Consider the following 22,469-nt stretch of genomic DNA (forward strand, 5'->3'; position numbering starts at 1 on the left):
GCTCATGCTGTGTAGACCGGTCTCGGCGGCGTCGCCGTTGCATGGTCGTGCTGGAAGGATTCGAGGACGGTGCTGTAGCCGAGGGCCGCGGCGGCGCACTCCTCGGGGCTGCCGAGGCGGCGTTCCAGGGTCTCTCCGGGACGCAGGTCGGCGGCGACGTCGGCGAGGTGGGCGCGCAGTCCGGCGACGAGGTCGAGGCGGATCTCCTCGAGCAGGTCGGCGAGGTGGCGCTCGGCCGTGTCGCGGTAGGCGGCGACCTGGTCGCGGCGCGCGGGGGTGTCGGTCATGGTCAGCCTTTCATGGGCGCGTCGAACAGCACTCGCATCTTGGCGCTCACGTCCTCCCAGGCCTCGCGGGCCTGGCGGAGGTACTTCCGGCCCGGTTCGGTGAGCGCGTAGTACTTGCGGTGCGGTCCGGAGTCGCTGGGCTGCACGTAGGTGGACAGGTAGCCCGCGCGGTAGAGCCGCCGGAGCGTGCCGTAGACCGAGGCGTCGCCGAGGTCGTCGAAGCCCGCCGCGCGCAACCGGTTGAGGATCTCGTACCCGTAGCCGTCCTGGCGTTCGAGCACGCGCAGGACGATGATGTCGAGGAGGCCCTTGAGCAGTTGCGATCTGTCCACGCAATCCACAGTACCATGCAATGCACAGTAGTGGACGCCCGCAAACGCGAACGGCCCCGTCCATAGAAGACGGGGCCGTTGTGCCTGGTGCGCTTAGAGTGTCGCGCGGGCCGCACGGAGGCGGGCGAGGCTCACGTCCTTGCCCAGGAGCTCCATCGACTCGTACAGCGGCGGCGACACGGTCTTGCCGCTGATCGCCACCCGCACCGGGCCGAAGGCCCTGCGGGGCTTGAGGCCCAGGCCGTCGACGAGGGCGGCCTTCAGGGCCTCCTCGATCGCCTCGGTGGTCCAGTCGATGCCCTCGACGGCCGCGATGGAGGCGTCGAGCACCTGCGCCGCGTCGTCCTTGAAGGTCTTCTTCGCGCTGTCCTCGTCGAGTTCGACCTCGGTGCCGCAGAACAGGAACCGCAGCATCTCCACGGCCTGCGAGAGCGTCGTGCAGCGCTCCTGCACGAGCGGGACGGCCACGTCGAGCACGTGCGACTGCTCCGCCGTGACCTCCGCGCCGAGCAGGCCGGCGTCCTGGAGGCGCGGCACGAGCATGCCGATCAGCTCCTCGGAGTCGACCGCCCGGAAGTGGTCCGAGCAGATCGCGTCGAACTTCTTCTCGTCGAACCTCGCCGGGTTCGACTTCACGTCGTGCAGGTCGAAGGCCTCCAGGAACTCCGCCACGGTGAACACGTCGCGGTCGCCCGAGATCGACCAGCCGAGGGTCGCCACGTAGTTGAGCACGCCCTCCGGCAGGTACCCGGCCTCCTTGTACTGCAGGAGGTTCGAGCGCGGGTCGCGCTTCGACATCTTCTTGCCGCGCTCGTCCACGATGAGCGGCAGGTGCGCGTACTCGGGCTCGGCGTCGGCGATGCCCAGCTCCACGAGCGCACGCCACATGACGATCTGGCGGGGCGTCGAGGGCATCAGGTCCTCGCCGCGGGTCACCATGTTGACCTTCATGATCGCGTCGTCCACCGGGTTGGTGAGCGTGTACAGCGGCGAGCCGTCGCCGCGCGCGATCACGTAGTCCGGCACCGTCCCGGCCGGGGTCGTGACCTCGCCGCGCACCGCGTCGCGGAACGTGATGTCCTCGTTGGGCATCCGCATCCGGTAGACGGGGTTGCGGCCCTCCGCGCGGAAGGCGGCCTTCTGCTCGTCGGTGAGGTCGCGGTCGAAGTTGTCGTAGCCGAGCTTCGGGTCGCGCCCGGCGGCGCGGTGGCGGGCCTCGACCTCCTCGTTCGTCGAGAACGCCTCGTAGGCGTACCCGCCGTCGAGGAGCCGCTTGATCACGTCGGCGTAGACGTCGAGGCGCTGCGACTGCCGGTAGGGGGCGAACGGCCCGCCGATGTCGGGCCCCTCGTCCCAGGTCATGCCCAGCCACGAGAGCGCCTCGAGCAGCTGGTTGTAGGACTCCTCGGTGTCGCGGGCCGCGTCGGTGTCCTCGATGCGGAACACGAACTCGCCGCCCTTGGCCCGGGCGTAGCCCCACGAGAACAGGCAGGTGCGCACCAGGCCCACGTGCGGGGTCCCGGTCGGGCTGGGGCAGAAGCGGGTGCGGACGTTACTCACTGGGAACCACCTTGTTGGACAGCGTGCCGATACCGGCGATGGAAACGGAGACGGTCTCCCCGGCCTGGAGCGGGCCCACCCCGGCGGGGGTGCCGGTGAGCACCACGTCGCCCGGCAGGAGCGTCATCACCTGCGACACGTAGGCGACGATCGCGGCCGGGTCGAAGACCATGTCCTTGGTCGAACCGAGCTGACGCACTTCGCCGTTGACCTCGCAGCGGACCTCCGCGTCGGCCATGTCGACCTCGGGGCTGGTCTCGATCCACGGCCCGATCGGGCAGAACGAGTCGAAGCCCTTGGCGCGCGTGAACTGCACGTCCTGCTGCTGGAGGTCGCGGGCGGTCACGTCGTTGGCGCACGTGTACCCGAAGATCGCGCCCTTCGCGGCCTCGCGGTCGAGCCCGCGCGCCCCGTGCAGGCCGATCACGACGGCCAGCTCGGCCTCGTGCTCGACCTGGTCGGACACGGCCGGGAGCCGGACGGCCTCGCTCGGGCCGATCACCGACGTGGAGGGCTTGAGGAAGATCAGCGGTTCCTTGGGGACCTCGTTGCCGAGCTCGGCGGCGTGGTCGGCGTAGTTGCGCCCGACGCACACCACTTTGGACGGGAGGATCGGGGCGAGCAGCCGCACGTCGTCCAGGGCCCAGCGCTGGCCGGTGAACTTGATCTGCGCGAACGGGTGGCCCTCGATCTCGGCGGCGGTGGCGCCGGGGCCCTCGCCTTCGAGGACGGCGAAGGACATGCCGGTGGGTTGAGCGATCCGCGCGATCCGCACAGTCGGCCCCTCTCTGAGACTGGTTCGAAACCTTGCGGCCTCAGCTTAGTTCGGAGTCGGAGCCGGTTCGAGGCACTATCGTGCGCCGCGCGGGCGGATCACTGGCGCGGGGCGCTAGCGGACGAGCAGGAAGATCCCGCCGATGAGGACGGCTCCGGCGAGCGCGCCGACGACGACGCCCATGCCGAGGCGGCGGACCTTCCCGAACAGGCCGATGAAGAAGCCGAGCACGCAGGTCAGCGGCGCGGCGACGAGGAGGGAGATGGCGGTGGCGCCGAAGCGGACCTTGAGGGTCTCCCCCAGGTCGCCCACGAGCGCGAAGCCGAACGCGAACGCGAGGAGCACGACGAGGACGAGGCCGAGGAAGAAGCCGGACACGAAGCGGCGGCGCCCATACACGGCCGAATCCGCGGCCATGGCCGCCGCGCGGGCACGATCGGTCTTGTAGGAAGTCACAAGTCAACTCTAGTACGGCCGCACCAGCGGTGCGGTGACGGCAAGCACCGCGGCGGGCCCCTGCAGGCGTGGCCCGGCGGGTGTCTCCATTGGAAAACGCCGATCCGCTTTGACCGGCCCGCGCGCCACCGTGACGCGCCGCCGCGAATGCGTGGAGAGTCGCGCACCGCGTGCAAAACTGCCGTATGCGCCGTTTGATCACACTCTTCGTATTGCTCGGGGCCCTGTTCATGGCGCAGGCGCCCGCCGGAGCGATCGACTCCAGCCTTCCGCAGGCTTCCGCTTCGTTCAACGACCAGGTCTACAAGGTCGACTACGACGGCGACATCGTCTACTCGGGCGGGGTCTTCACCCGCGCCCGCAACACCGACGGCACGTTCTCCAACCGCACGTACCTCGCGGCCGTGAACTCGGCCACGGGGGCGCTCCTGCCGTTCGCGCCGGTCCTCGACGGACCGGTCCACGAGGTCAAGGTCAGCGGCGACCACGTGTACGTCGCCGGGAAGTTCACCCAGGTCGACGGCGTCGCCCGCTCGCGCGTGGCCCGCTTCTGGACCGGCACAGGGAAGCTCGACACGACCTGGAACCCGAAGCCGTCCGCCACCGTGTACTCGATCGAGCCGGTCGGCTCCACGGTCTACCTGGGCGGCACGTTCACGTCCGTCGGCGGCTTCGCGCAGCCGACCCTCGCCGCCGTCAGCACCGCCAACGGCGCGCCGGTCACCACGTTCAAGCCGGCGGTCGCCGAAGGCGCGGTCCGGGACCTGCAGTACGGCCACGGCCGCCTGTACGTCGCCGGGGCGTTCGCCACGATCGGCGGCGAGAAGCAGTACGGCAAGCTCGGCGCGGTCAACCCGACCACCGGCGTACCGGACTCGACGTTCGTGTCCAAGGTGTACGTCCTGACCCGCGAGGTCGAGGTCGCCGGGGAGCGCGTGTACGCGGCCCTGGACGGGCGCGGCGGCGAGATCCGGGCGTTCACCCGCAGCGGCGAGACGCTCTGGTACCAGGCCGTCGACGGCGGCATGCAGACCGTCGAGGTGTGGGGCGACTCCGTCATCGGCGGCGGCCACTTCGACAAGGCCTGCGTCACCAACCACGCCGGGCCCCTCGGCCAGTGCGTCGACGGGGTGCGCGCCGAGCGCGGGAAGCTCCTCGCGGTCGACATGAACGGGAAGCTCCTTGACTGGAACCCGGCCGCGAACGGCGTCGTCGGCGCCTGGGACGCGACCGCGCACCCGTCGGGCACGAACCTGACGGTCGGCGGCTCGTTCACGACCTTCGGGGGCGGCACGCAGGAGCAGAAGCGCCTCGCGGTCTTCGACTAGCAAGAGCGAGAAGCAAAGGGCCCGATCCGAGGATCGGGCCCTTTTCACTTGCCCTCCGCACGATCGGCGCGGTCCGGGCGCGGACCCGGTCTCGTGGACCGGGCCGTGTCGTCGCCGCGCGGGCCGTTCATGGGGCGCCGCGCGTGTCGCAGGTAGGAGTCAGGACTTGGTGCCGCGCCGGTTGAGGCCGTACGCGAGGCCGTCGGCGAGGGCGTTCCAGGAGGCCTCGATGAGGTTGGGGGCCACCCCCACGGTGGTCCACTCGGCCTCGCCGTCGCTCATGGAGATGAGCACGCGCGTGACCGCGTCGGTGCCCTTGGACCCGGCGAGGATGCGGACCTTGAAGTCGGAGAGCGTGAGCTCGGCCAGGCGCGGGTGGCGGGCCGCGAGGGCGCTGCGCAGGGCCGCGTCGAGGGCGTTGACCGGGCCGTTGCCCTGCGCGGTGGCGATGACGCGCTCGCCGTCGACGTCGAGGCGCACGGTGGCCTCCGCGACCGTGGACGAGGTCGGGTCGTGGTCGACGATGACGCGGTAGGTGTCGAGCTTGAACGGCCGGGGCAGGCCGCCTTCGACCTCGTCGCGCACGAGCAGCTCGAAGGACGCGTCGGCCGCCTCGAAGGACCAGCCCTTGGACTCGAGCTCCTTGACGCGCTTGGTGATCCGGTCGAGCGCGTCCTTGTCTCCGGAGAGGTCGATGCCGAGCTCGCGGCCCTTGAGCTCCACGGACGCGCGACCGGCCATCTCGGTGACGAGGATGCGCATGTCGTTGCCCACGACCTGGGGGTCGACGTGGTTGTACAGGGCCGGGTCGGCCTTGATTGCGGAGGCGTGGATGCCCGCCTTGTGCGCGAACGCGGCGTGCCCGGTGTAGGGGGCGTGCTCGTCGGGGATCATGTTCGCGATCTCGGCGATCGCGTGGGAGATGCGGGTGAGCTGCTCGAGGCCGCCGTCGGGGAGGACCTTGAGGCCGAGCTTGGTCTCCAGGTTCGCGATGACGCTGAACAGGTTCGCGTTGCCGGGGCGCTCGCCGTAGCCGTTCGCGGTGCCCTGGACGTGCATGACGCCGGCCTGGACGGCCGCGAGGGTGTTGGCGACGGCGCAGCCGGTGTCGTTCTGGGCGTGCATGCCCAGGCGTACGCGATCGGCGGCGAGGACCGCTTCGAGGCGGTGGCGCAGGTCGGTGACGACGGCGGTGATGTCCGAGGGGATGCTGCCGCCGTTGGTGTCGCACAGGACGACCGCTTCGGCCCCGGCCTCGAGCGCGGTGCGCACCACCAGGGTCGCGTACTCGGGGTCGTGGCGGAAGCCGTCGAAGAAGTGCTCGCAGTCGATGAAGACCTGGCGGTCGTGCTCGCGGCCGGTGCGCACCGAGTCGGCGATCATCGCCAGGTTCTCTTCGGGCGTGGTCTTCAGCGCCTGCTCGACGTGGCGCATGTCGGACTTGGCGACGAGGCAGAGGACGGGGGCGCGCGAGTCGAGGAGCGCCTGGAAGCCCGGGTCCTCGGCGGCGCTGGTCCCGGCGCGGCGGGTCATGCCGAACGCGACGAGCTTGGCGTGCTTGAAGTTCAGCTCCTCGGCCGCGCGGGCGAAGAACTCCGTGTCCGAGGGGATCGCGCCGGGCCAGCCGCCCTCGATGTAGTCGACGCCGAGTTCGTCGAGGAGCTCGGCGACGGCGAGCTTGTCGGCGACGGAGTACCGCAGGCCCTCCATCTGTGCGCCGTCACGGAGCGTGGTGTCGAAGACGTGGAAGTCCCCGCCGCTGCTCGCAGATTCGCTGCCGGTTTGCGGGTCTGGTTGCGTCACTTGGTGCTCCAGTTTTCTACTTTTTTGGTCCGGCCGCTGCGGGGCCTACCTGAACGTTCGTTTGCCCTGAACGAAAAAGACCCCCTGCGGGCGGCAGGAGGTCTGGCGTTCGGCGGGTGCATCTAACGACGATGCTCCGCGGAACGCCCGCAGCTAATCATGAGCTGGAAGGTCACGAAAAGTAGTATGCCACCGGCCTCCGGCGCGAACCACCATTTCCCGCATCGTGGGATTCAGTGTGTCGCGCCTTGTTCCGGCCGGTCACCAGTCGGCGCGCAGGGCGCGGCGGCGCTGCCACCACAGGACGAGGACCGCGCCGCCGACGAGCGCCGCGGCACCCGCGCCGATGCCGAGACCGAGGGCGGTCCCGGTGGTCGGCAGGGTCGGCTTCGGCGACGCGGAGGTCTCGGGCGCCTCTGGTGACGACGGGGTCTCGCCGGGCGGCTGCGTGGTCGCGGGCGGCGTCGTCGGCGGGTTCGGCGCCATCGCTTCCGCGAACAGCCACTCGTGCGAGTGCAGGCTCATGGGGACGTCGAGCGCGAACACCTCCGCGCCTTCCGTCGGCACCGCGCTGTGCTCCTCCTTCGACTCCGGGTGCTCCAGCCCGAGGAGGTAGCCCTCGGGCGTGGCGAAGCGGAAGTCCGCGTTGGAGGGCACGTCGTCGTACACCACGCTCCACGGCTCGGCGTCGGCGCAGTCGACCAGGTCCAGGTGCGCGTGGACGCCGTCGGGGTCGAGCGGCCCTGCGTCCATGCACTGCCCCGAGTCGTCGTGCACCACGTGGAACTCGCCGATCTCCGTCAGCGCCTCTTCGCGCACCGGCTCGATGCGCCAACGGTCGCCGCCCTCGGCGGTGAGGTGCACGCCTTCGCCCTCGCTCCAGGCGAGCTGGAAGTCCTCGTGGTCCTTGAGGAACATGAGCGTGGCCCCCGAGGGGATCCCGTCCTGGGCGAAGGCGGGCCGGGCCGGAAGCGCAAGGAACACCAGAGCGAGCGAAATTGCTCGAAACAGCAGGGATTTCACCTGTGAATTAGATCAAATGAGACATATTCGCATCACGTCGCTCCGGAACGCGTCTCCCTCGTCACGGCGTGCAACCTTCTGTCACCCAGTGGTTTTCGGGCCGACGCTCCCGCGGATCTCGCTCGCCGCGTCGCCGGCCGCCCGCAGCCGGTCGGCCGCGTCGGTGAGCAGTTCGAGGGTCTCGTCCGAGTGCGCCGTCAGCGCCTGCTGCAGACCGATCGAACCGGCCAGGCACTCCCCCGCCGCGCTCACCATGTCCTCGTACGCGGCGACGCCGGTCTCCAGGCGCTCGACCATCCGGTCGAGGTTCGCGCCCATCCCGGCGCGCTTCACCTCGGGCGCGATCGCGATCGCCTCTTCGACGTCCTTGACGCCCAAGGCGAGCCGGTACAGCTCCTGCCCGGCCTTCGCGGCCCCCGCGAGGATCGCGACCGCCTCCGCGTTCCCTTCGAGGCGCTTGGCCATCTGCTCGGCCGCGACCGACGCGCGCTCGAGCCGCTCGTACGGATGCAGCGCGCGACTGCGGCGGAACTGGGCACGGATGCGCCCGCGCCGGATCGCGTCGGCCGTCTCGCCGAACAGGCCGCGCGCCTCCTTCGACAGCTGCGCGGGGCCGTGCAGTTCGAGGGAATCGCGCTCGGCGGCCGGGATCGCGCGGGCCAGGCGCCGGTAGTCGAGCCAGCGGACGACCGCCATCGCGGTCGAGAACCCCGCGATCGTCACCCAGACGCCGTCGGGCGCGCCGAGACCGGCGTAGGGCACGAAGAAGGCGCTGCCGGCGGCAGCGCCTCCTGCGGTCGCGGTCCAGGACTTGGCGGCGGACAACCGGGAGCGCAGGCGCTTGAGCGCGCGCTTGCGGTCCTTCGCGTCCACCGTCGGGTCCTTCCGGATCAGCTCTTGGTCTTGTCGGCCTCGGGCTCGGCCGTGCCTTCGTCGTTGCCCAGGGACGCGCGGATGTCGGCGAGGCGGGCGTTCGTGACCGACTCCTTCGACTCGATCGCCGGGCTCTTCGTGCCGCCTGAGAGCTGCTCGCCCTCGAGCGACGCGCGGATCTGGTCCAGACGCGAGGCCCCGGCCATGTCGCGGGTGGCGCGGTTGACCTCGAGGAGGCGGCCCTCAACGGAGTTCGAGGCCAGCTCGGCGCGGCCCATGGCGCTCGCGTAGCGGCCCTCGATCTTGTCGCGGATCTCGTCGAAGTTCGGCACGTTGCCCGGGGCGGCGGTCTGCGACATCGACTCCAGCGAGGAGGCGATGGTCTCCTGCATCTTCGCCTGCTCCAGTTGGCCCAGGAGCTTCGTGCGCTCCTGGAGCTTCTGCTGCAGGATCATCTGGTTGTTCTCAACGGCCTTCTTGGCCTGGTCGGCAGCGGTGAGCGCCTGGTCGTGCATCACCTTCATGTCCTCAAGGGACTGTTCGGTGGAGACCAGCTGGCCCGCCAGGATCTCAGCGGTGGACTCGAACTGCTGCGCCTTCTGCTCGTCGCCCTCGGCGCGCGCCTTGTCGGCCAGCACCAGAGCCTGGCGCGCCTGCGCCTGCAGACGCTCCACTTCGGCCATCGAGCGGTTGAGCTTCATCTCCAGCTGGCGCTGGTTCCCGATCACAGAAGCCGCCTGCCCCACCAGCGCCTGGTGCTGCTTCTGCGCTTCCTCGATCGCCTGCTGGATCTGGATCTTCGGGTCGGCGTGCTCATCGATCTTGGCACCGAAGAGCGCCATCATGTATTTCCAGCCCTTGACGAACGGATTGGCCATTATCGGGGTCCTTTCGGAGATTGCAACGCCGACATGCCTCTAGTGTCGGACATCCGCGCCACATGCGTGGGACAGGGTGACGCTTCAATCGCCAAAACTACAGCATCGGCTGGTTTCAGGCCGCTGCGCGGACCACCGAATCGGTCACCTCGCCACGGCGGTGCCGCGACCGGACCTGGGCGATGGAAGCGGGCGCGGCCGACAGCGCGCGCCGACGGCGCAGCACCTCCTCCTGCGCCTCGCTGGAGCTCGCGGCCTTGTCGCGAGGCAGCGGCAGCACCGCGACCTGGCGGCCCTGGGGAGTCTCCTCCCCGCGCTCGTGGATGGCGACCTCGCGCGAGACCTCCGCCAGCACCTCGGAGAGGCGCACCTGGAGCGCCCCGCACACCGAGGCCAGCAGCTCGCTCGACGGCTCCTTGTGGCCGCGCTCGATCTCGGAGAGGTAGCCGAGGCTCACGTTGGCCTGCTTCGACACGTCCCGCAGCGTCCGCTTCTGCGCGCGGCGGCGGCGCCGCAGGGTCTCTCCCAGCAGTTCCCGCAACAAGACCATAGGACTCTCCTCCGCGCCGCGATAGCTCAAACGAGCTTAGGTGGGTTCCGCAAGCCTATCTCGTCCGGTTCGGCTCGCTCTTCTTCGTTTTGAATGCTTTCCAGAGGTAATCCATTCCCGTCAGCACCGTGAGCACCAGCGCACCGCCCATGAGCCACGGGCCCACCGCGTCGAGCGGGGACGGCCACGGCCACAGGTACCAGGCCACGGCCGTGATCTGCAGGACCGTCTTGAGCTTCCCGCCCCGGTCGGCGGCGATCACCGTGCGGCGCAGCACCGCCATGCGCAGCGCCGTGATCCCGAGTTCACGCGCAAGGATGACGACGGTCACCCACCACGGCAGCGCGTCGTAGTAGCTCAGCAGGATCAGCGACGTGCCGATGAGGACCTTGTCGGCGATCGGGTCGGCGAGCTTCCCGAAATCCGTGACGAGGCCGCGCGAGCGCGCCAGCCAGCCGTCGACGAAGTCGGTCGCCGAGATGAACACGAACAGCGCGCAGGCGGCCATCCGCCAGCCCGAGTGCTCCATGCCCGAGAGGACCACGAACACCGCGAAGACGGGCACCAGGAAGATCCGGGCCACCGTCACCACGTTCGCGATGTTCCACGGTGAGACCGGCTGGTCCTGAGTGGTCACCAGGCCTCCTCGACGATCTCCGCCACGAGGTCGACGCCGTGGGAGTCGACGACCTTCGCCGTCACGAAGTCGCCCGGCTCCAGGCCGTCGACCTCGCCGACCAGCGCGATCGTGCCGTCGACCTCGGGGGCCTGGTGGGCGCCGCGGCCGTCCACGCCGTCGTCCTCCACGGACTCGACGAGGACCCGCATGACCTCGCCGACGCGGTCGGCGGCGCGCTGGCTCACGAGCTCGTCGACGAGCATCGAGACGCGGGTGTGGCGCTCGGAGACGACGTCCTCGTCGACGTGGCCGTCGAGGTCCACCGCTTCGGTGCCGTCCTCGTCGGAGTAGGCGAACACGCCGGTGGAGTCGAGGCGGGCCTCTTCGAGGAAGCCCATGAGCTCCTGCACGTCCTCCTCGGTCTCGCCGGGGAAGCCGACGATGACGTTGGTGCGGGCGCCCGCGAGCGGGGCGACGTCGCGGATCTGCTTGAGCAGCGCGAGGAAGTTCTCGGTGGAGCCGAAGCGGCGCATCCGGCGCAGGACCTTCGCCGAGGAGTGCTGGAAGGACAGGTCGAAGTACGGGACGACCTTCTCGGTGCGGTGCATCGCCTCGATGAGGCTCGGGCGCAGTTCGGCGGGCTGGAGGTACGAGAGGCGGATCCACTCGATGCCGTCGATGGCGGCCATGCCCTCCAGGAGGTGCTCCAGCGCCTGGGAGTCGGCGAGGTCCTTGCCGTAGGAGGTCGTGTTCTCGGAGACGAGGTTGAGCTCCTTGACGCCTTCGGAGGCGAGCCAGGCGGCCTCGGCGAGGATCTCCTCGGGGGTGCGGGAGACGAACGAGCCGCGGAAGGACGGGATCGCGCAGAAGGTGCAGCGGCGGTCGCAGCCGGAGGCGAGCTTGAGGTTGGCGACGGGGCCGCTCGTGAGGCGCTTGCGCACGACCGCGAGGTGCTGCGGGGCGCCCGCGCCGAGGGCGGCGCCGTCGGCCTGCGAGGCGCGCGAGTGGCCGGGGACGACGGCGGCGGCGCTCTGGCGCGCGGCCGGGGCCAGCGGCAGGAGCTTGCGGCGGTCGGAGGGCTGGTGGGACTCGACCGTGCGTCCGGCGAGGATGTCGTCGAGGCGGGCGGCCATGTCCGGGTAGTGGTCGAAGCCGAGCACGGCGTCGGCCTCGGGCAGGCTCTCGGCCAGTTCGCGGCCGTAGCGCTCGGCCATGCAGCCGGTCGCGACGACCTTCGCGCCGGTCGCGGAGGCGTCGAGGAGGACGTCGATCGACTCGGCCTTGGCCTGCTCGATGAAACCGCAGGTGTTGACCATGACGACGTCGGCGTTCTCGCCGTCGTCGCTGATGCGCCAGCCGCCGGCGGCGAGGCGGGCGGCCAGCTCCTCGGAGTCGGTCTCGTTGCGGGCGCAGCCGAGCGTCAAGAGCGCGACGGACTTACCGGCTTCGCGTGCGGTCGATTCCTCGGAACGGGTCGAATGAGCTGCAGACACCAGGAAAGCGTACCTACCGGCGGGCCGCGAGTGCCCCCGGCGGCGGGGCGGGCCACAGTGACACTGGTCGGAGGGGTGACCGGGCTTACTCCGAAAGCGCGGATAGGGCGGTTATGCGGCGATTACGCGGTGGACATTCCGGTCCATTCACAGCGCGTCTGCGCAGGGGCAACAGTGGATCACCGCACGTGGCGGCCATACCCTAGGCTTGTCCTATGTCCCCCAAAGACATCGCCCCAGCCCATCGCCCTGCCTTCAAACGGACCGCGCTTTCGCTGCTCGCGACCAGTGCCGTCCTGACGGTCGCCGCCTGCGGCGCCACGCCCACCGGCACGCTGCACACGCGCGCCGGGTACACGCTCACGAGCGACGAGATCCCGGTCTCGGTGTGCCCCGCGGGCGACGAGTCGCGGTTCGCCGACGACGAGGGCCTGCTCCTCGGCGCCCACTTCGCGCTCCGCGTCGAGTGCGTCGCGTCCTTCGACGCCCTGCCCGAGGGATTCCAGCTCGACTACCTGTTCGGCGAGCACGCGAGCCTGTACTCCCCCGAGCCCGGGTACGAGTTCACGGTCGTGCAGTTCGCGCCCGACCCGGGAGCGGAGGCGCCGTTCGACGCCGAGCCCGGGGAGCTGGCCGCGACGCTGAAGATCGGCGACCAGACCTGGGACTTCGACGGCGAGGTGCCCGCGCCCGGCGAGGTGTTCTTCACCGTCGCGAAGAAGGACGCCCCGATCACCCTCGAAGTGGTCGACGTCGAGCGCGCCCAGACCATGGACCTGCGCGAACGCACCCGCGAAGGCCTCATCCAGGCGCTGTACACCGGCACCGCGGAGGTCACGACCGACATGGTCGAGGGCTCGGTCGACGGCTACACGACCGAGGGCAGCTACGAGTACTGGTTCGACGACTGGAAGTACCAGACCGAGTTCTACCTGAGCCGCGACGTGTTCGAGCCCGGCACGGGCTGGGTCGCCGAGCCGGACCGGGCGCTGCTCACCGTCGAGTTCGGGTGGCTCCACTCCGCGAGCGGGCTCGAATGGAACATCGAGGCCAAGGAGGCGCTGAAGGTCTCCGGGCCCGACGGCGAGCTCGCGCCGCTCAGCGCGGAGTCCTCCGACGAGGACCTGACCGACGCGGTCTGGCGGACCTTCACGCTCACGTACGACGTGCCCGCCGACGCGCTCGCGTTCACCTTGAACTTCCACCCCAAGGGCCCGGTCAAGTGGCCTGAGGAGGGCATCTCGCTGCCGATCACCGGCGACAAGAACCACGAGATAGCCGTCAGCTTCGAGTGAGGCGAAAGGGCCGGTCCGTTCGGACCGGCCCTTCTTCGCTATCCCTGGAGCGAGGCGATCACGCCGTCCAGCTCCTCGGGCTTGACGAGGACGTCGCGGGCCTTCGTGCCCTCCGAGGGGCCGACGACGCCGCGCGTCTCCATGAGGTCCATGAGCCGCCCGGCCTTGGCGAAGCCGACGCGCAGCTTGCGCTGCAGCATCGAGGTCGAGCCGAACTGGGTGGTCACGACCTGCTCGATCGCCTGGATGAGCAGTTCGAGGTCGTCGCCGATGTCCGGGTCGATCTCGCGGGTCGAGCCCGGCGTCGCGGTGACCTCCTCGATGAACTGCGGGTCCATCTGCGACTTCGCGTGCTCGACCGCCGCTTCGATCTCGTCGTCGGAGACCCACGCGCCCTGGATGCGCTCCGGTTTCGCCGCGCCCATCGGCAGGAACAGGCCGTCGCCGCGTCCGACGAGCTTCTCGGCGCCGGGCTGGTCGAGGATGACCCGCGAGTCGGCGAGCGAGGACGTCGAGAACGCCAGACGGGAGGGCACGTTGGCCTTGATGAGGCCGGTGACGACGTCCACTGAAGGACGCTGGGTCGCGAGCACCAGGTGGATGCCCGCGGCGCGGGCGAGCTGCGTGATGCGCACGACCGAGTCCTCGACGTCCCGCGCGGCGACCATCATGAGGTCGGCCAGCTCGTCCACGATGACGAGCAGGTACGGGTGGGGCCTGAACTCGCGCCCGGAAGCGGGGTGGGTCTTCACCTCGCCCTTGCGGACCTTGCGGTTGAAGTCGTCCACGTGCCGGACCCCGGCCGCCGCAAGGTCCTCGTAGCGCATGTCCATCTCCTTGACGACCCATTGGAGGGCGTCGGAGGCCTTCTTCGGGTTCGTCACGATCGGGTGGACCAGGTGCGGGATGCCCTCGTAGTTCGAGAGCTCGACGCGCTTGGGGTCGATGAGCAGCAGGCGGACCTGCTCGGGCGTGGCGCGCATGAGCATCGACACCAGCAAGGCATTGATGCAGCTCGATTTACCGCTGCCGGTGGCGCCGGCGATGAGCAGGTGCGGGGTCTTCGTCAGGTTCGTGAGGACGTACCCGCCCTCGATGTCCTTGCCGAGGGCCACGATCATCGGATGGTCGTCGGACTCGGCCACTTTGGAACGCAGCACGTCACCGAGCGCGACGTCCTCGCGGTCGGTGTTCGGGATCTCGACGCCGACCGCGCTCTTGCCCGGGATCGGGTTGATGATGCGGATGTCCGAGCTCTTCACCGCGTACGCGATGTTCTTGGAGAGCTGGATGATCCGCTCCACCTTCACCGCCGGACCCAGCTCGACCTCGTAGCGGGTCACTGTGGGGCCGCGCGTGAAACCGGTGACGGCCGCGTCCACCTGGAACTGCGCGAACACCTCCTGGAGGGCGGCGATCACCGTGTCGTTGGCCTTCGAGCGGGCCTTCGCCGCCGGACCGGTGCCGAGGATCTTCAAGGACGGGCGCTGGTACTCGCCCTCGACGGCGGCCGAGCCGTCCGAAAGAGTCGGCTGCTCGATCCGCTTGGGCGGCGGCGAGTGCTTCGGCGGTTCGCGCACCGGCTCGGGCTCGGCGATCGGCGTCGAATCGCGGGCCGGGACGTGCGTGTTGAGCTCCGGCACCTCCTCGGGCGCGAGGCGCGGCAGCACGGTCGTGGGGTGGTGGGCCCGGCGGGCCTCCTCCTCCTGGAGCTTCTTGGCCTCGCGGCTGGGCTTGCGGGCCTTCGCCTTCGGCTCCTCCTCGTCCGTCTCGTCGTCGTCCTCGTAGGAGTCGACCTTGCCGGTGGCCAGGTCCCAGAGGCGGCCGAGCTTGTACGGCACCTGGTTCAGCGGCGTCGCCGTCACGACAAGGACCCCGAAGAGCAGCAGGAGGATCAGCAATGGGAACGCGACGTACGCCGAGACGCCCAGCGCGAGGCCGCCGCCGACGAGCCAGCCGATCTGGCCGCCAGCGACCATGCGCTCGCCCATGTCGGACGGCAGGCCCGAGATGAGGTGCAGCAGGCCGAGGCTCGAGAGCCAGATCGAGGTCCAGCCCACGAGCGAGCGGCCGTGCGTGTCCTCCTCGGGGACCTGGCGCATGACGCGCAGTCCCCACAGGACCAGCAGCACCGGGAGCGCGCGCGTGGCGAGGCCCAGGAGCCAGTCGAGGATGAACGCGAGGCGCTCCCCGATCGGCCCGGCCACGTCGAACCAGACCGCGCAGGCCAGGACGATCGCGATGGCGATGATGAAGAGCCCGAGGCCGTCTCTGCGGTGCGCGGGGTCGATGTCGCGGGCCGTGGCGGCCTCCTTGCTTACGGAGCGGGCCATCCAGCCCGTGGAGCGCGCGGTGCCGACCCACAGGCCGCGCAGGCCGAGGCCGAGCGCCTCGAGCGGCCCGGGGACCGCATCCATGCCCTTGCGCTTGGGCGCGGCCTTCTTGGCGGCGCGCTTGGCGGTGGTCTTCTTGGCGGCCTTCTTGGCCGCCTTGCGGGCGGGCGGCTTCGCGGGCGATCTGGCGGCTGAGGCGGCGGGCTTGCGGCGCGCCGCCGGCGCGCTGCTCTTGCGGGCCGTGCCGCTCTTGCGGGCGGCACCGCCTGAACCGCCGCTCGTCCTGGCCATCATGCCCCATACGTTACCGCCCTCATGCTGAGCGGAGTCGGCCCGAAGGCAACCATGAAAGCGGTTAATGTGACGGCATGTCGAAAACGATTCTGGTGACGGGCGCGGGCCGCGGCCTCGGGAGAACCCTTGCCGAGCAGCTCAGCGCCCGTGGTGACAAGGTGATCGCGCACGCCCGCAGCGAGTCCGCTCTGGACGGTGTGCCGCACGACCGGAAGCTCGTGTTCGACCTCGCCGACCCGGCCTCCGTTGCGGACGCGGTGGCCGCGCTCGGCCTGGAACAGCTCGACGGCGTGATCCACAATGCCGGGATCGCCCACATCGGCGCGATCGCCGACCAGAGCCTGGAGCTGTGGGAGCAGACCCTCACGATCAACGTGACCGCCCCGGCCGAACTGACCCGGGCCCTGCTCCCGGCGCTGCGCGCCGCGCGCGGCCACGTCGTCTTCGTCAACTCCGGCGCGGGCATCAGCGCCGGCCCGAAGTGGGGCTCTTACGCTGCGAGCAAGCACGCGCTGCGCGCGCTCGCGGACTCGCTGCGCGCCGAGGAGCAGCCGAACGGCCTGCGCGTCACCAGCGTGTACCCCTCGCATTTCGCCACGGACATGCAGCGCAGCGTGCGCGAGCAGTACGGCGCGGAGTACGACCCGTCCCGGGCCACGAGCCCCGAGTCGATCGCGGCGAGCATCGTCGGCCTCCTCAACACGCCTGAGGACGTGGTCGTCAACGAACTGCGCGTCGAGCCGCCGAACCCGCTGCCGATCCGCGAGAGGCCCTAGCCGACTGGCAGGGACCCTTTAGGATGCGTTTCGCATGCCCCATGTCCGACAAGGTGACCCATCACCGTGAAGCGCAGTTAGGTGTGATCCTCTCTTGAGCGTCCCCGGAGCCCAGTATCCTTCCCAGCCCCAGCCGAGCCAGCCGCAGCAGCCCGCCTACCAGCAGCTCCTCCCCAGCGGCCCCGACCGCCCGACCCCGGTCGGCCTCGGCCTCGCCGGAGCCGGGCTCCTGCTCCTCGCGGTCGGATCGCTGATCCCCCAGATCTCCCTGGGCGGCAGCGACGCCGACGAGATCGGCGGCTACGGCCTCGAGACCGCGGGCGTCAGCCTGCCCGGCCTCGCGCCCGCGCTCGTCCTCGTGGTCCTCGTCGGCTGGGCCGCCGCCGGCGTCAAGCCCGGCCTCCAGTGGGCCGCGAAGCTCGGCGGCATCGGCCTGGCCGCGCTCACCGCGGCCGCCGCGCTCCACCCCGTCATCGAGCTCAACAGCGTCTTCGGCGGCGACATCTGGGAAGACGCCGACATCGAGGCCAGCGCCGGAGGCGGCATCTGGCTGTACATCCTCGCCGCCGCGCTCCTGGCCGTCAGCATCTTCATGATGCGCTGGGCGCCCGCGAAGCAGCCCGCCCAGCCGCAGTACCCGCAGCAGCCCTACCAGCAGGCGCCGCCGCAGACCACCCAGCTGACCGTCCAGCAGGCCCCGCCGCAGCAGCAGCCGAACGCCTGGCCGGGCCACAACCCCCAGCAGTAGCCCCCGAAACATGCAAGGGCCGCAGCCGGATCGGTTGCGGCCCTTATACATTTACGGAATCGGATCGAACGGGATAAGCGTGAAGTAGTCCGGCCCCCAGATCGGCTGAAGTTTGCGGAAGTGTCGTTGGTCGAGGGTCGCGATCCGGGTGGTCCGGTAGCGATCGGCAAGGACGACATTGGACGCATCGGTGACTCCGATGTAGTCGTCGCCGTTGAAGGACCGCGCGACTTGCAGCGCTTCTGCATGGTCTGCGGGAGTCCAGGAGGCGAGTTCGTAGGCGCCGAGTACGACGTCGTCGTTGAACTTCTCAGCCGCTCGGCGGCCGAGCTTCTTCGAGAGCATGAAGTCGAGCTCGGCCACGACCAGCGGCGAGACGACGAGAGGGCCCTCCAGGCCCTCGATGGCCGTCGCGACGATCTCGTGCTCAGCGCAGTCCTCATCGAGCACGGCGATGACCGCGCTGGAATCGATGATCACCCCTACCACTCGCCGAACCCTTCCAGCAGTTCGTCGTCGGCATCGACAGCAGACCACGGCTTGCCGCTTCGGAATCCGCCCATGGTCGGCTTGGGCTTGGGGGCGTTGCGCTCCATCAGGAGCTCGATTTCCTGTGCGAGCGTGAGCCCGTCTTCGACCGCCAATCGGTGAAGACGGTCGCGGAGCACCTTCGGTACTTTGATCGTCGTCATGGTCATACCGTGAAGTATACCGCGCGAGACTGGCGGAGGTACGCATACGCGAAACGGACAAAAATAGTGAGCTCTCGCACCACTTCCGGTGGGAGACCCATGAATGCGGCGGGGCCGCGCCCGTTCCGGGTGCGGCCCCGCCGCTTGGTGCTCGTGCCTCAGACCTCGAGGACGTGCGGGACGATCATCGGGCGGCGGCGGTAGGTGTCGTTGACCCACTTGCCGACCGTGCGCCGCAGGATCTGCTGGAGCTGGTGCGGGTCGGTGATGCCGTCCTGCGCGGCGCGCTCCATGGCATCGTCGATGAGCGGCAGGACCCCGTCGAAGGCCTTGGGGTCCTCGGAGAACCCGCGGGCGGAGACGGTGGGGCCGCCGACGACCTTGCCGTTCTCGGAGTCGATCACGACGGTGGCGGCGATGAAGCCGCCGTCGCCGAGGACGCGGCGCTCGTTGAGCACCGGCTCGCCGACGTCGCCCACGGAGAGGCCGTCCACGTAGATCAGGTTGTTCGGGACGTGCCCGACGAGGCGGCATACACCGTCGACCAGGTCGACCACGTCACCGTTCTCGATAACGATGACCTGGTCGGCCGGGACGCCGGACTCGATCGCGAGGCGCGCGTGCGCCTGCAGGTGCCGGGCCTCGCCGTGGACCGGGATCATGTTCGACGGCTTGACGACGTTGAGCACGTACAGCAGCTCGCCCGCCGGGGCGTGGCCGGAGACGTGGACCTTCGCGACGTCCTTGTGGATCACCGTCGCGCCGGTGCGCGCGAGGCGGTTGATGACGCCGTACACGGCGGTCTCGTTGCCGGGCACCAGGGACGAGGCGAGGATGATCGTGTCCTCGGGCTCCACGGCGATGTGCCGGTGGTCGCCGGAGGCCATGCGGCCCAAGGCGCTCATCGGCTCGCCCTGGGAGCCGGTGGACATGTAGACGATCTCGTCGGCGGGCAGGCGCACCGCCTCGTCCATGCTCACGAGCAGGCCGTCGGGGACCTGCATGAGGCCGAGGTCCCGGGCGATCGCCATGTTGCGGACCATGGAGCGGCCGACGAAGGCGACCTTGCGGCCGTGCGCGTGGGCGGCGTCCATGACCTGCTGCACGCGGTGCACGTGGCTGGCGAAGGACGCGACGATGATGCGGCCCTTGACGTCCTCGAAGAGCTTGTCGAGGACGGGCCCGATCTGGCGCTCGGAGGTCACGAAACCGGGGATCTCGGCGTTCGTGGAGTCCGAGAGGAGCAGGTCGACGCCCTGGTCGCCCAGGCGCGCGAACCCGGCGAGGTCGGTGATGCGGCCGTCGAGCGGCAGCTGGTCCATCTTGAAGTCGCCGGTGTGGAGCACCAGGCCGGCCTCGGTGCGGATCGCGACGGCGAGCGCGTCCGGGATGGAGTGGTTGACGGCCAGGAACTCCAGGCCGAACGGCCCGAGCTGCAGGGTCTCGTTCTCGGCGACGACGATCCCGGCGGGCTTGATGCGGCGCTCGCGCAGCTTCGCCTCGACGAGGGCGACGGAGAACTTGGAGCCGACGACAGGGATGTCGTTCTTGTGCTCCAGGAGGAAGGGGATCGCGCCGATGTGGTCCTCGTGGCCGTGCGTGACGACGATGGCCTCGATGTCATCAAGGCGGTCGAGGATCTGCGTGAAGTCCGGCAGGATCAGGTCGACGCCGGGCTGGTCGACGTCGGGGAAGAGCACCCCGCAGTCGACGATGAGCAGGCGCCCTTCGTATTCGAAGAGCGTCATGTTGCGGCCGATGGCGCCGAGTCCGCCGAGGGGGATGACGCGCAGCGCCCCTTCGGGGAGGGCGCCGGGCGCGCCGAGGTTCTTGGGTCTGGTCAGGCCCATCAGGCCTCCTTCAGGTCGGCGAGGGCGGTGGCGATGCGGGCGCTGAGCTCGGCGTCGGCGGGGACGTGCGGCAGGCGCGGGTCGCCGGCCGGCAGGCCGAGGCCCTTGAGGCCGGCCTTGACGCCGACGAGGCCGGGCCCTTCGAAGAGGACTTCGGTGACGGGCAGGAGCGCGTCGTTGATCGCGGAGGCCTTGGCGACGTCGCCGTCGTCGTAGGCGTCGAACATGGCGTTGATCTGCTTGCCGATGAGGTGCGCGGTCACGGAGACGATGCCGACCTGCCCGGTGGCGTAGGCGGCGAGGTTGATCTCGTCGACGCCGCAGTAGACGGCGAGGCCGGTGCTGAGGCGGATGCGCTGGCCCCTGACGACGTCGCCGGTGGCGTCCTTGACGGCGATGATGCGCTCGTGGCGGGCGAGGCGCTCGTAGGTCGCGTCGCTGATGCCGATGACCGAGCGCGGCGGGATGTCGTAGAGCATGACCGGCAGCTCGGTGGCGTCGGCGATGGCCTCGAAGTGGGCGGCGACGCCGCCCTGGGTGGGCTTGTTGTAGTAGGGGGTGACGAGGAGGAGCCCGTGGGCGCCGGTCTTCGCGGCCTCCTGGGCGAGGCGGACCGAGTGGCGGGTGTCGTACGTGGAGGCCCCGGCGATGACGCGGGCGCGCTCGCCGACGGCCTCGAGCACGGTCTCGAGGACCTGGGTCTTCTCGGCGTCGGTGGTGGTGGGGGATTCGCCGGTGGTGCCGTTGACGACGAGGCCTTCGCAGCCCTGCTCGTCGACGAGGTGGCGGGCGAGGGCGGCGGTGCCGGGGACGTCGAGTTCGCCCGAGGGCGTGAACGGCGTGATCATGGCCGCGAGTGTTCGCCCGAAGGGGCGCGTTGCGTTGCGCATGTTGCTTTCACCAATGCTGGTTCCGGCGGCCGGGGCGCCTGCGCCCGGCCGCTCGCTGCGTTTGTAACTGTCTCAAGTTTTTCCGCCGCGCCGCCTCGAAACGGCACTCACGGCTCGCGTGGGCGCCTGGGGGGCGGTGCGGGGATATGCGCCTGCTGGCTCTAGCCCTCGGTGACGTAGGGGCTGGAGGCGACCTCGGTGCCGTCGTCGAGCTTCGTGATCTGGAAGTCGGCGAAGACGTTGGCGGCCTTCTCTTTGAGCTGCTTGAGGCATTCGATGGCCAGCGCCCGGATCTCGACGTCGGCGTGCTCGGAGGCGCGCATGGCGATGAAGTGCCGCCAGGCGCGGTAGTTGCCGGTCACGACGATGCGGGTCTCGGTGGCGTTGGGGAGTACTGAACGCGCCGCTTGGCGCGCTTGCTTTCGGCGCAGCGTGGGGTTGGCGACGTCGGCGAACTGCTTCTCCAGGCCTTCGAGGAGGTCGTTGTAGGCGCTCTGGGCGGCTTCGGCGGCGGCGAGGAAGCGCTGGTGGAGTTCGGGGTCGTTGGCGATGACCTCGGGTTCGACCATGGCGGCGTCGCGCTCGGGCACGTAGCGCTGGGAGAGCTGGGAGTAGGAGAAGTGGCGGTGGCGGATCAGCTCGTGGGTGAGGGAGCGGGAGATGCCGCTCATGTAGAAGCTGACGGTGCCGTGCTCGAGGACGGAGAGGTGTCCGACCTGGAGGATGTGCTCGAGGTAGCCGGCGTTGGTGGCGGTCTTGGGGTTCGGCTTGGTCCAGGACTGGTAACAGGCGCGGCCGGCGAATTCGGCGAGGGCTTGGCCGCCGTCGGCGTCCGTCTCCCAGGGGACGTCGGCCGGGGACTCGAAGTGCGTCCAGGCGATGAGTCGGACGTCCATCGGTACGATTTCGGGCATCCCCGCTCCCCCTCGTTTCGTGTTCGGTGCCTGTTAGTGCTGGTTCTCGACTCCCTGAGGGTACTCGGCTGCGGAGTGTGGCCCGGCACGCGCCCGGCGCGGGCGGTGTCGCGGCGGCGTGCGGGTGGGGGTGGTGGTTCGGATCGCACTGTCTGGTTTCACGACGCCGGTTGACAGACGTCAAAGATGATGTCATGATGGTGTCATGGACTTGACGCCGTATATCGAATCGCTCCGCCGGAGCCTCACCGCTGCCGCCGCGCCCGGTGGCGAGGAAGCCGCGCGGACCGCTGAACTGCTGTCCGAGGCGCTCGACGCGGGGGCTCGCCTGGCGCTCATGGAAGCACTCTCCGAGGCCGCCGCAGAGATCACCGCGGGGCTCGACCAGGCCGGCTCGCCGGCGTCGGTCGACCTGCGCGTGCGCGGCCGGGAAGTGGACCTGCGGGTGAGCGGCGGCGAGACCGCCGAAGTCGCGCCGCCTCCGGCCCCGCCGGTGGACGACGACGTCGCCCGCATCACGCTGCGTCTTCCCGAGTCGCTGAAGGAGGACGTCGAGAAGGCGGCCTCTTCGGACGGCGCCTCGGTCAACGCCTGGCTGGTGCGCGCGATCAACAACGCCGTCCACGCCTCGCGCACCTCGGGCCAGCCCGCCGGCGCGAAGTACAGCCAGCGCATCACCGGCTACGCCAGGGCTTAGGAG

23 protein-coding genes are annotated in these 22,469 nt (G+C 70.0%); 5 read left to right on the forward strand and 18 right to left on the reverse strand.

Translation table 11 applies throughout. The features are described from left to right. Nucleotides 1-2: 2 nt before the first annotated feature. The 5 genes from ACGGCP_RS04265 to ACGGCP_RS04285 form a co-directional block, all read right to left on the reverse strand. Nucleotides 3-287, reverse strand: a complete 285-nt coding sequence (locus ACGGCP_RS04265) for an HAAS signaling domain-containing protein (RefSeq protein ID WP_392960846.1) — start codon at nucleotides 285-287, stop codon at nucleotides 3-5. Nucleotides 288-289: 2 nt separating this feature from the next. Further along, nucleotides 290-619, reverse strand: coding sequence for a PadR family transcriptional regulator (locus ACGGCP_RS04270; RefSeq protein WP_392960848.1), 330 nt, complete (start codon nucleotides 617-619; stop codon nucleotides 290-292). A gap of 93 nt (nucleotides 620-712) precedes the next feature. After that, nucleotides 713-2,179, reverse strand: a complete 1,467-nt coding sequence (gltX, locus tag ACGGCP_RS04275; protein ID WP_392960851.1) for a glutamate--tRNA ligase — start codon at nucleotides 2,177-2,179, stop codon at nucleotides 713-715. Next, on the reverse strand, nucleotides 2,172-2,954 hold the full coding sequence (locus ACGGCP_RS04280; RefSeq protein ID WP_392960854.1) for a fumarylacetoacetate hydrolase family protein: 783 nt from the start codon (nucleotides 2,952-2,954) through the stop codon (nucleotides 2,172-2,174). Before ACGGCP_RS04280 ends, gltX begins: the two co-directional genes overlap by 8 nt. Nucleotides 2,955-3,068: 114 nt before the next feature. Further along, nucleotides 3,069-3,410: a hypothetical protein gene (locus ACGGCP_RS04285; RefSeq protein ID WP_392960856.1), complete on the reverse strand. Its 342-nt coding sequence runs from the start codon at nucleotides 3,408-3,410 to the stop codon at nucleotides 3,069-3,071. A 212-nt stretch (nucleotides 3,411-3,622) separates the two neighbouring features. Here ACGGCP_RS04285 and ACGGCP_RS04290 point away from each other — a divergent pair, with 212 nt between their 5' ends. Then, complete coding sequence (locus ACGGCP_RS04290; RefSeq protein WP_392960859.1) at nucleotides 3,623-4,738, forward strand: hypothetical protein; 1,116 nt, start codon at nucleotides 3,623-3,625, stop codon at nucleotides 4,736-4,738. Nucleotides 4,739-4,897: 159 nt separating this feature from the next. On the opposite strand, the gene cimA is transcribed toward ACGGCP_RS04290, so the two are convergent. The 7 genes from cimA to rimO all read right to left on the reverse strand — a co-directional run bounded on the left by cimA (nucleotide 4,898) and on the right by rimO (nucleotide 11,977). Next, on the reverse strand, nucleotides 4,898-6,448 hold the full coding sequence (cimA, locus tag ACGGCP_RS04295) for a citramalate synthase (protein ID WP_392962026.1): 1,551 nt from the start codon (nucleotides 6,446-6,448) through the stop codon (nucleotides 4,898-4,900). 354 nt (nucleotides 6,449-6,802) lie between these two features. Then, nucleotides 6,803-7,525, reverse strand: coding sequence for a hypothetical protein (locus ACGGCP_RS04300; protein ID WP_392960860.1), 723 nt, complete (start codon nucleotides 7,523-7,525; stop codon nucleotides 6,803-6,805). A gap of 120 nt (nucleotides 7,526-7,645) precedes the next feature. Next, entirely contained in the window at nucleotides 7,646-8,437 is a 792-nt protein-coding gene (locus tag ACGGCP_RS04305; RefSeq protein WP_392960863.1) for a hypothetical protein, read from the reverse strand. 17 nt (nucleotides 8,438-8,454) lie between these two features. Further along, nucleotides 8,455-9,315, reverse strand: coding sequence for a PspA/IM30 family protein (locus ACGGCP_RS04310; protein ID WP_392960866.1), 861 nt, complete (start codon nucleotides 9,313-9,315; stop codon nucleotides 8,455-8,457). A 115-nt stretch (nucleotides 9,316-9,430) separates the two neighbouring features. After that, nucleotides 9,431-9,865: a helix-turn-helix domain-containing protein gene (locus tag ACGGCP_RS04315; RefSeq protein ID WP_392960868.1), complete on the reverse strand. Its 435-nt coding sequence runs from the start codon at nucleotides 9,863-9,865 to the stop codon at nucleotides 9,431-9,433. Nucleotides 9,866-9,920: 55 nt separating this feature from the next. Then, complete coding sequence (pgsA, locus tag ACGGCP_RS04320) at nucleotides 9,921-10,502, reverse strand: CDP-diacylglycerol--glycerol-3-phosphate 3-phosphatidyltransferase (RefSeq protein WP_392960871.1); 582 nt, start codon at nucleotides 10,500-10,502, stop codon at nucleotides 9,921-9,923. Further along, the gene (gene rimO, locus ACGGCP_RS04325; RefSeq protein WP_392960874.1) at nucleotides 10,499-11,977 is read right to left on the reverse strand and encodes a 30S ribosomal protein S12 methylthiotransferase RimO; all 1,479 of its coding nucleotides are present in this window, start codon (nucleotides 11,975-11,977) and stop codon (nucleotides 10,499-10,501) included. Before rimO ends, pgsA begins: the two co-directional genes overlap by 4 nt. A 215-nt stretch (nucleotides 11,978-12,192) precedes the next feature. Here rimO and ACGGCP_RS04330 point away from each other — a divergent pair, with 215 nt between their 5' ends. After that, on the forward strand, nucleotides 12,193-13,272 hold the full coding sequence (locus ACGGCP_RS04330; RefSeq protein WP_392960877.1) for a hypothetical protein: 1,080 nt from the start codon (nucleotides 12,193-12,195) through the stop codon (nucleotides 13,270-13,272). 38 nt (nucleotides 13,273-13,310) lie between these two features. Here the strand turns inward: ACGGCP_RS04330 and ACGGCP_RS04335 are convergent, their stop codons facing one another. Next, the gene (locus ACGGCP_RS04335; RefSeq protein ID WP_392960880.1) at nucleotides 13,311-15,899 is read right to left on the reverse strand and encodes a DNA translocase FtsK 4TM domain-containing protein; all 2,589 of its coding nucleotides are present in this window, start codon (nucleotides 15,897-15,899) and stop codon (nucleotides 13,311-13,313) included. 74 nt (nucleotides 15,900-15,973) lie between these two features. On the opposite strand from ACGGCP_RS04335, the gene ACGGCP_RS04340 reads away from it, so the two are divergent. Next, nucleotides 15,974-16,675: an SDR family oxidoreductase gene (locus ACGGCP_RS04340; RefSeq protein WP_392960882.1), complete on the forward strand. Its 702-nt coding sequence runs from the start codon at nucleotides 15,974-15,976 to the stop codon at nucleotides 16,673-16,675. 94 nt (nucleotides 16,676-16,769) lie between these two features. After that, nucleotides 16,770-17,423: a hypothetical protein gene (locus tag ACGGCP_RS04345; protein ID WP_392960885.1), complete on the forward strand. Its 654-nt coding sequence runs from the start codon at nucleotides 16,770-16,772 to the stop codon at nucleotides 17,421-17,423. Nucleotides 17,424-17,474: 51 nt separating this feature from the next. Here the strand turns inward: ACGGCP_RS04345 and ACGGCP_RS04350 are convergent, their stop codons facing one another. The 5 genes from ACGGCP_RS04350 to thyX all read right to left on the reverse strand — a co-directional run bounded on the left by ACGGCP_RS04350 (nucleotide 17,475) and on the right by thyX (nucleotide 21,769). Next, on the reverse strand, nucleotides 17,475-17,903 hold the full coding sequence (locus ACGGCP_RS04350) for a PIN domain-containing protein (protein WP_392960888.1): 429 nt from the start codon (nucleotides 17,901-17,903) through the stop codon (nucleotides 17,475-17,477). Nucleotides 17,904-17,905: 2 nt separating this feature from the next. Continuing rightward, complete coding sequence (locus ACGGCP_RS04355) at nucleotides 17,906-18,121, reverse strand: hypothetical protein (RefSeq protein ID WP_392960891.1); 216 nt, start codon at nucleotides 18,119-18,121, stop codon at nucleotides 17,906-17,908. A gap of 152 nt (nucleotides 18,122-18,273) precedes the next feature. Next, complete coding sequence (locus ACGGCP_RS04360; RefSeq protein WP_392960894.1) at nucleotides 18,274-19,965, reverse strand: ribonuclease J; 1,692 nt, start codon at nucleotides 19,963-19,965, stop codon at nucleotides 18,274-18,276. Next, the gene (dapA, locus tag ACGGCP_RS04365) at nucleotides 19,965-20,855 is read right to left on the reverse strand and encodes a 4-hydroxy-tetrahydrodipicolinate synthase (protein WP_392960896.1); all 891 of its coding nucleotides are present in this window, start codon (nucleotides 20,853-20,855) and stop codon (nucleotides 19,965-19,967) included. Before dapA ends, ACGGCP_RS04360 begins: the two co-directional genes overlap by 1 nt. Nucleotides 20,856-21,016: 161 nt before the next feature. Then, nucleotides 21,017-21,769, reverse strand: a complete 753-nt coding sequence (thyX, locus tag ACGGCP_RS04370) for an FAD-dependent thymidylate synthase (RefSeq protein ID WP_392960899.1) — start codon at nucleotides 21,767-21,769, stop codon at nucleotides 21,017-21,019. A 205-nt stretch (nucleotides 21,770-21,974) separates the two neighbouring features. On the opposite strand from thyX, the gene ACGGCP_RS04375 reads away from it, so the two are divergent. Further along, entirely contained in the window at nucleotides 21,975-22,466 is a 492-nt protein-coding gene (locus tag ACGGCP_RS04375; protein WP_392960902.1) for a hypothetical protein, read from the forward strand. Nucleotides 22,467-22,469: the final 3 nt, after the last annotated feature.

The sequence above is a fragment of the Glycomyces sp. NPDC048151 genome, assembly GCF_043202775.1.
In the GTDB taxonomy this organism is placed as follows: domain Bacteria; phylum Actinomycetota; class Actinomycetes; order Mycobacteriales; family Micromonosporaceae; genus Glycomyces.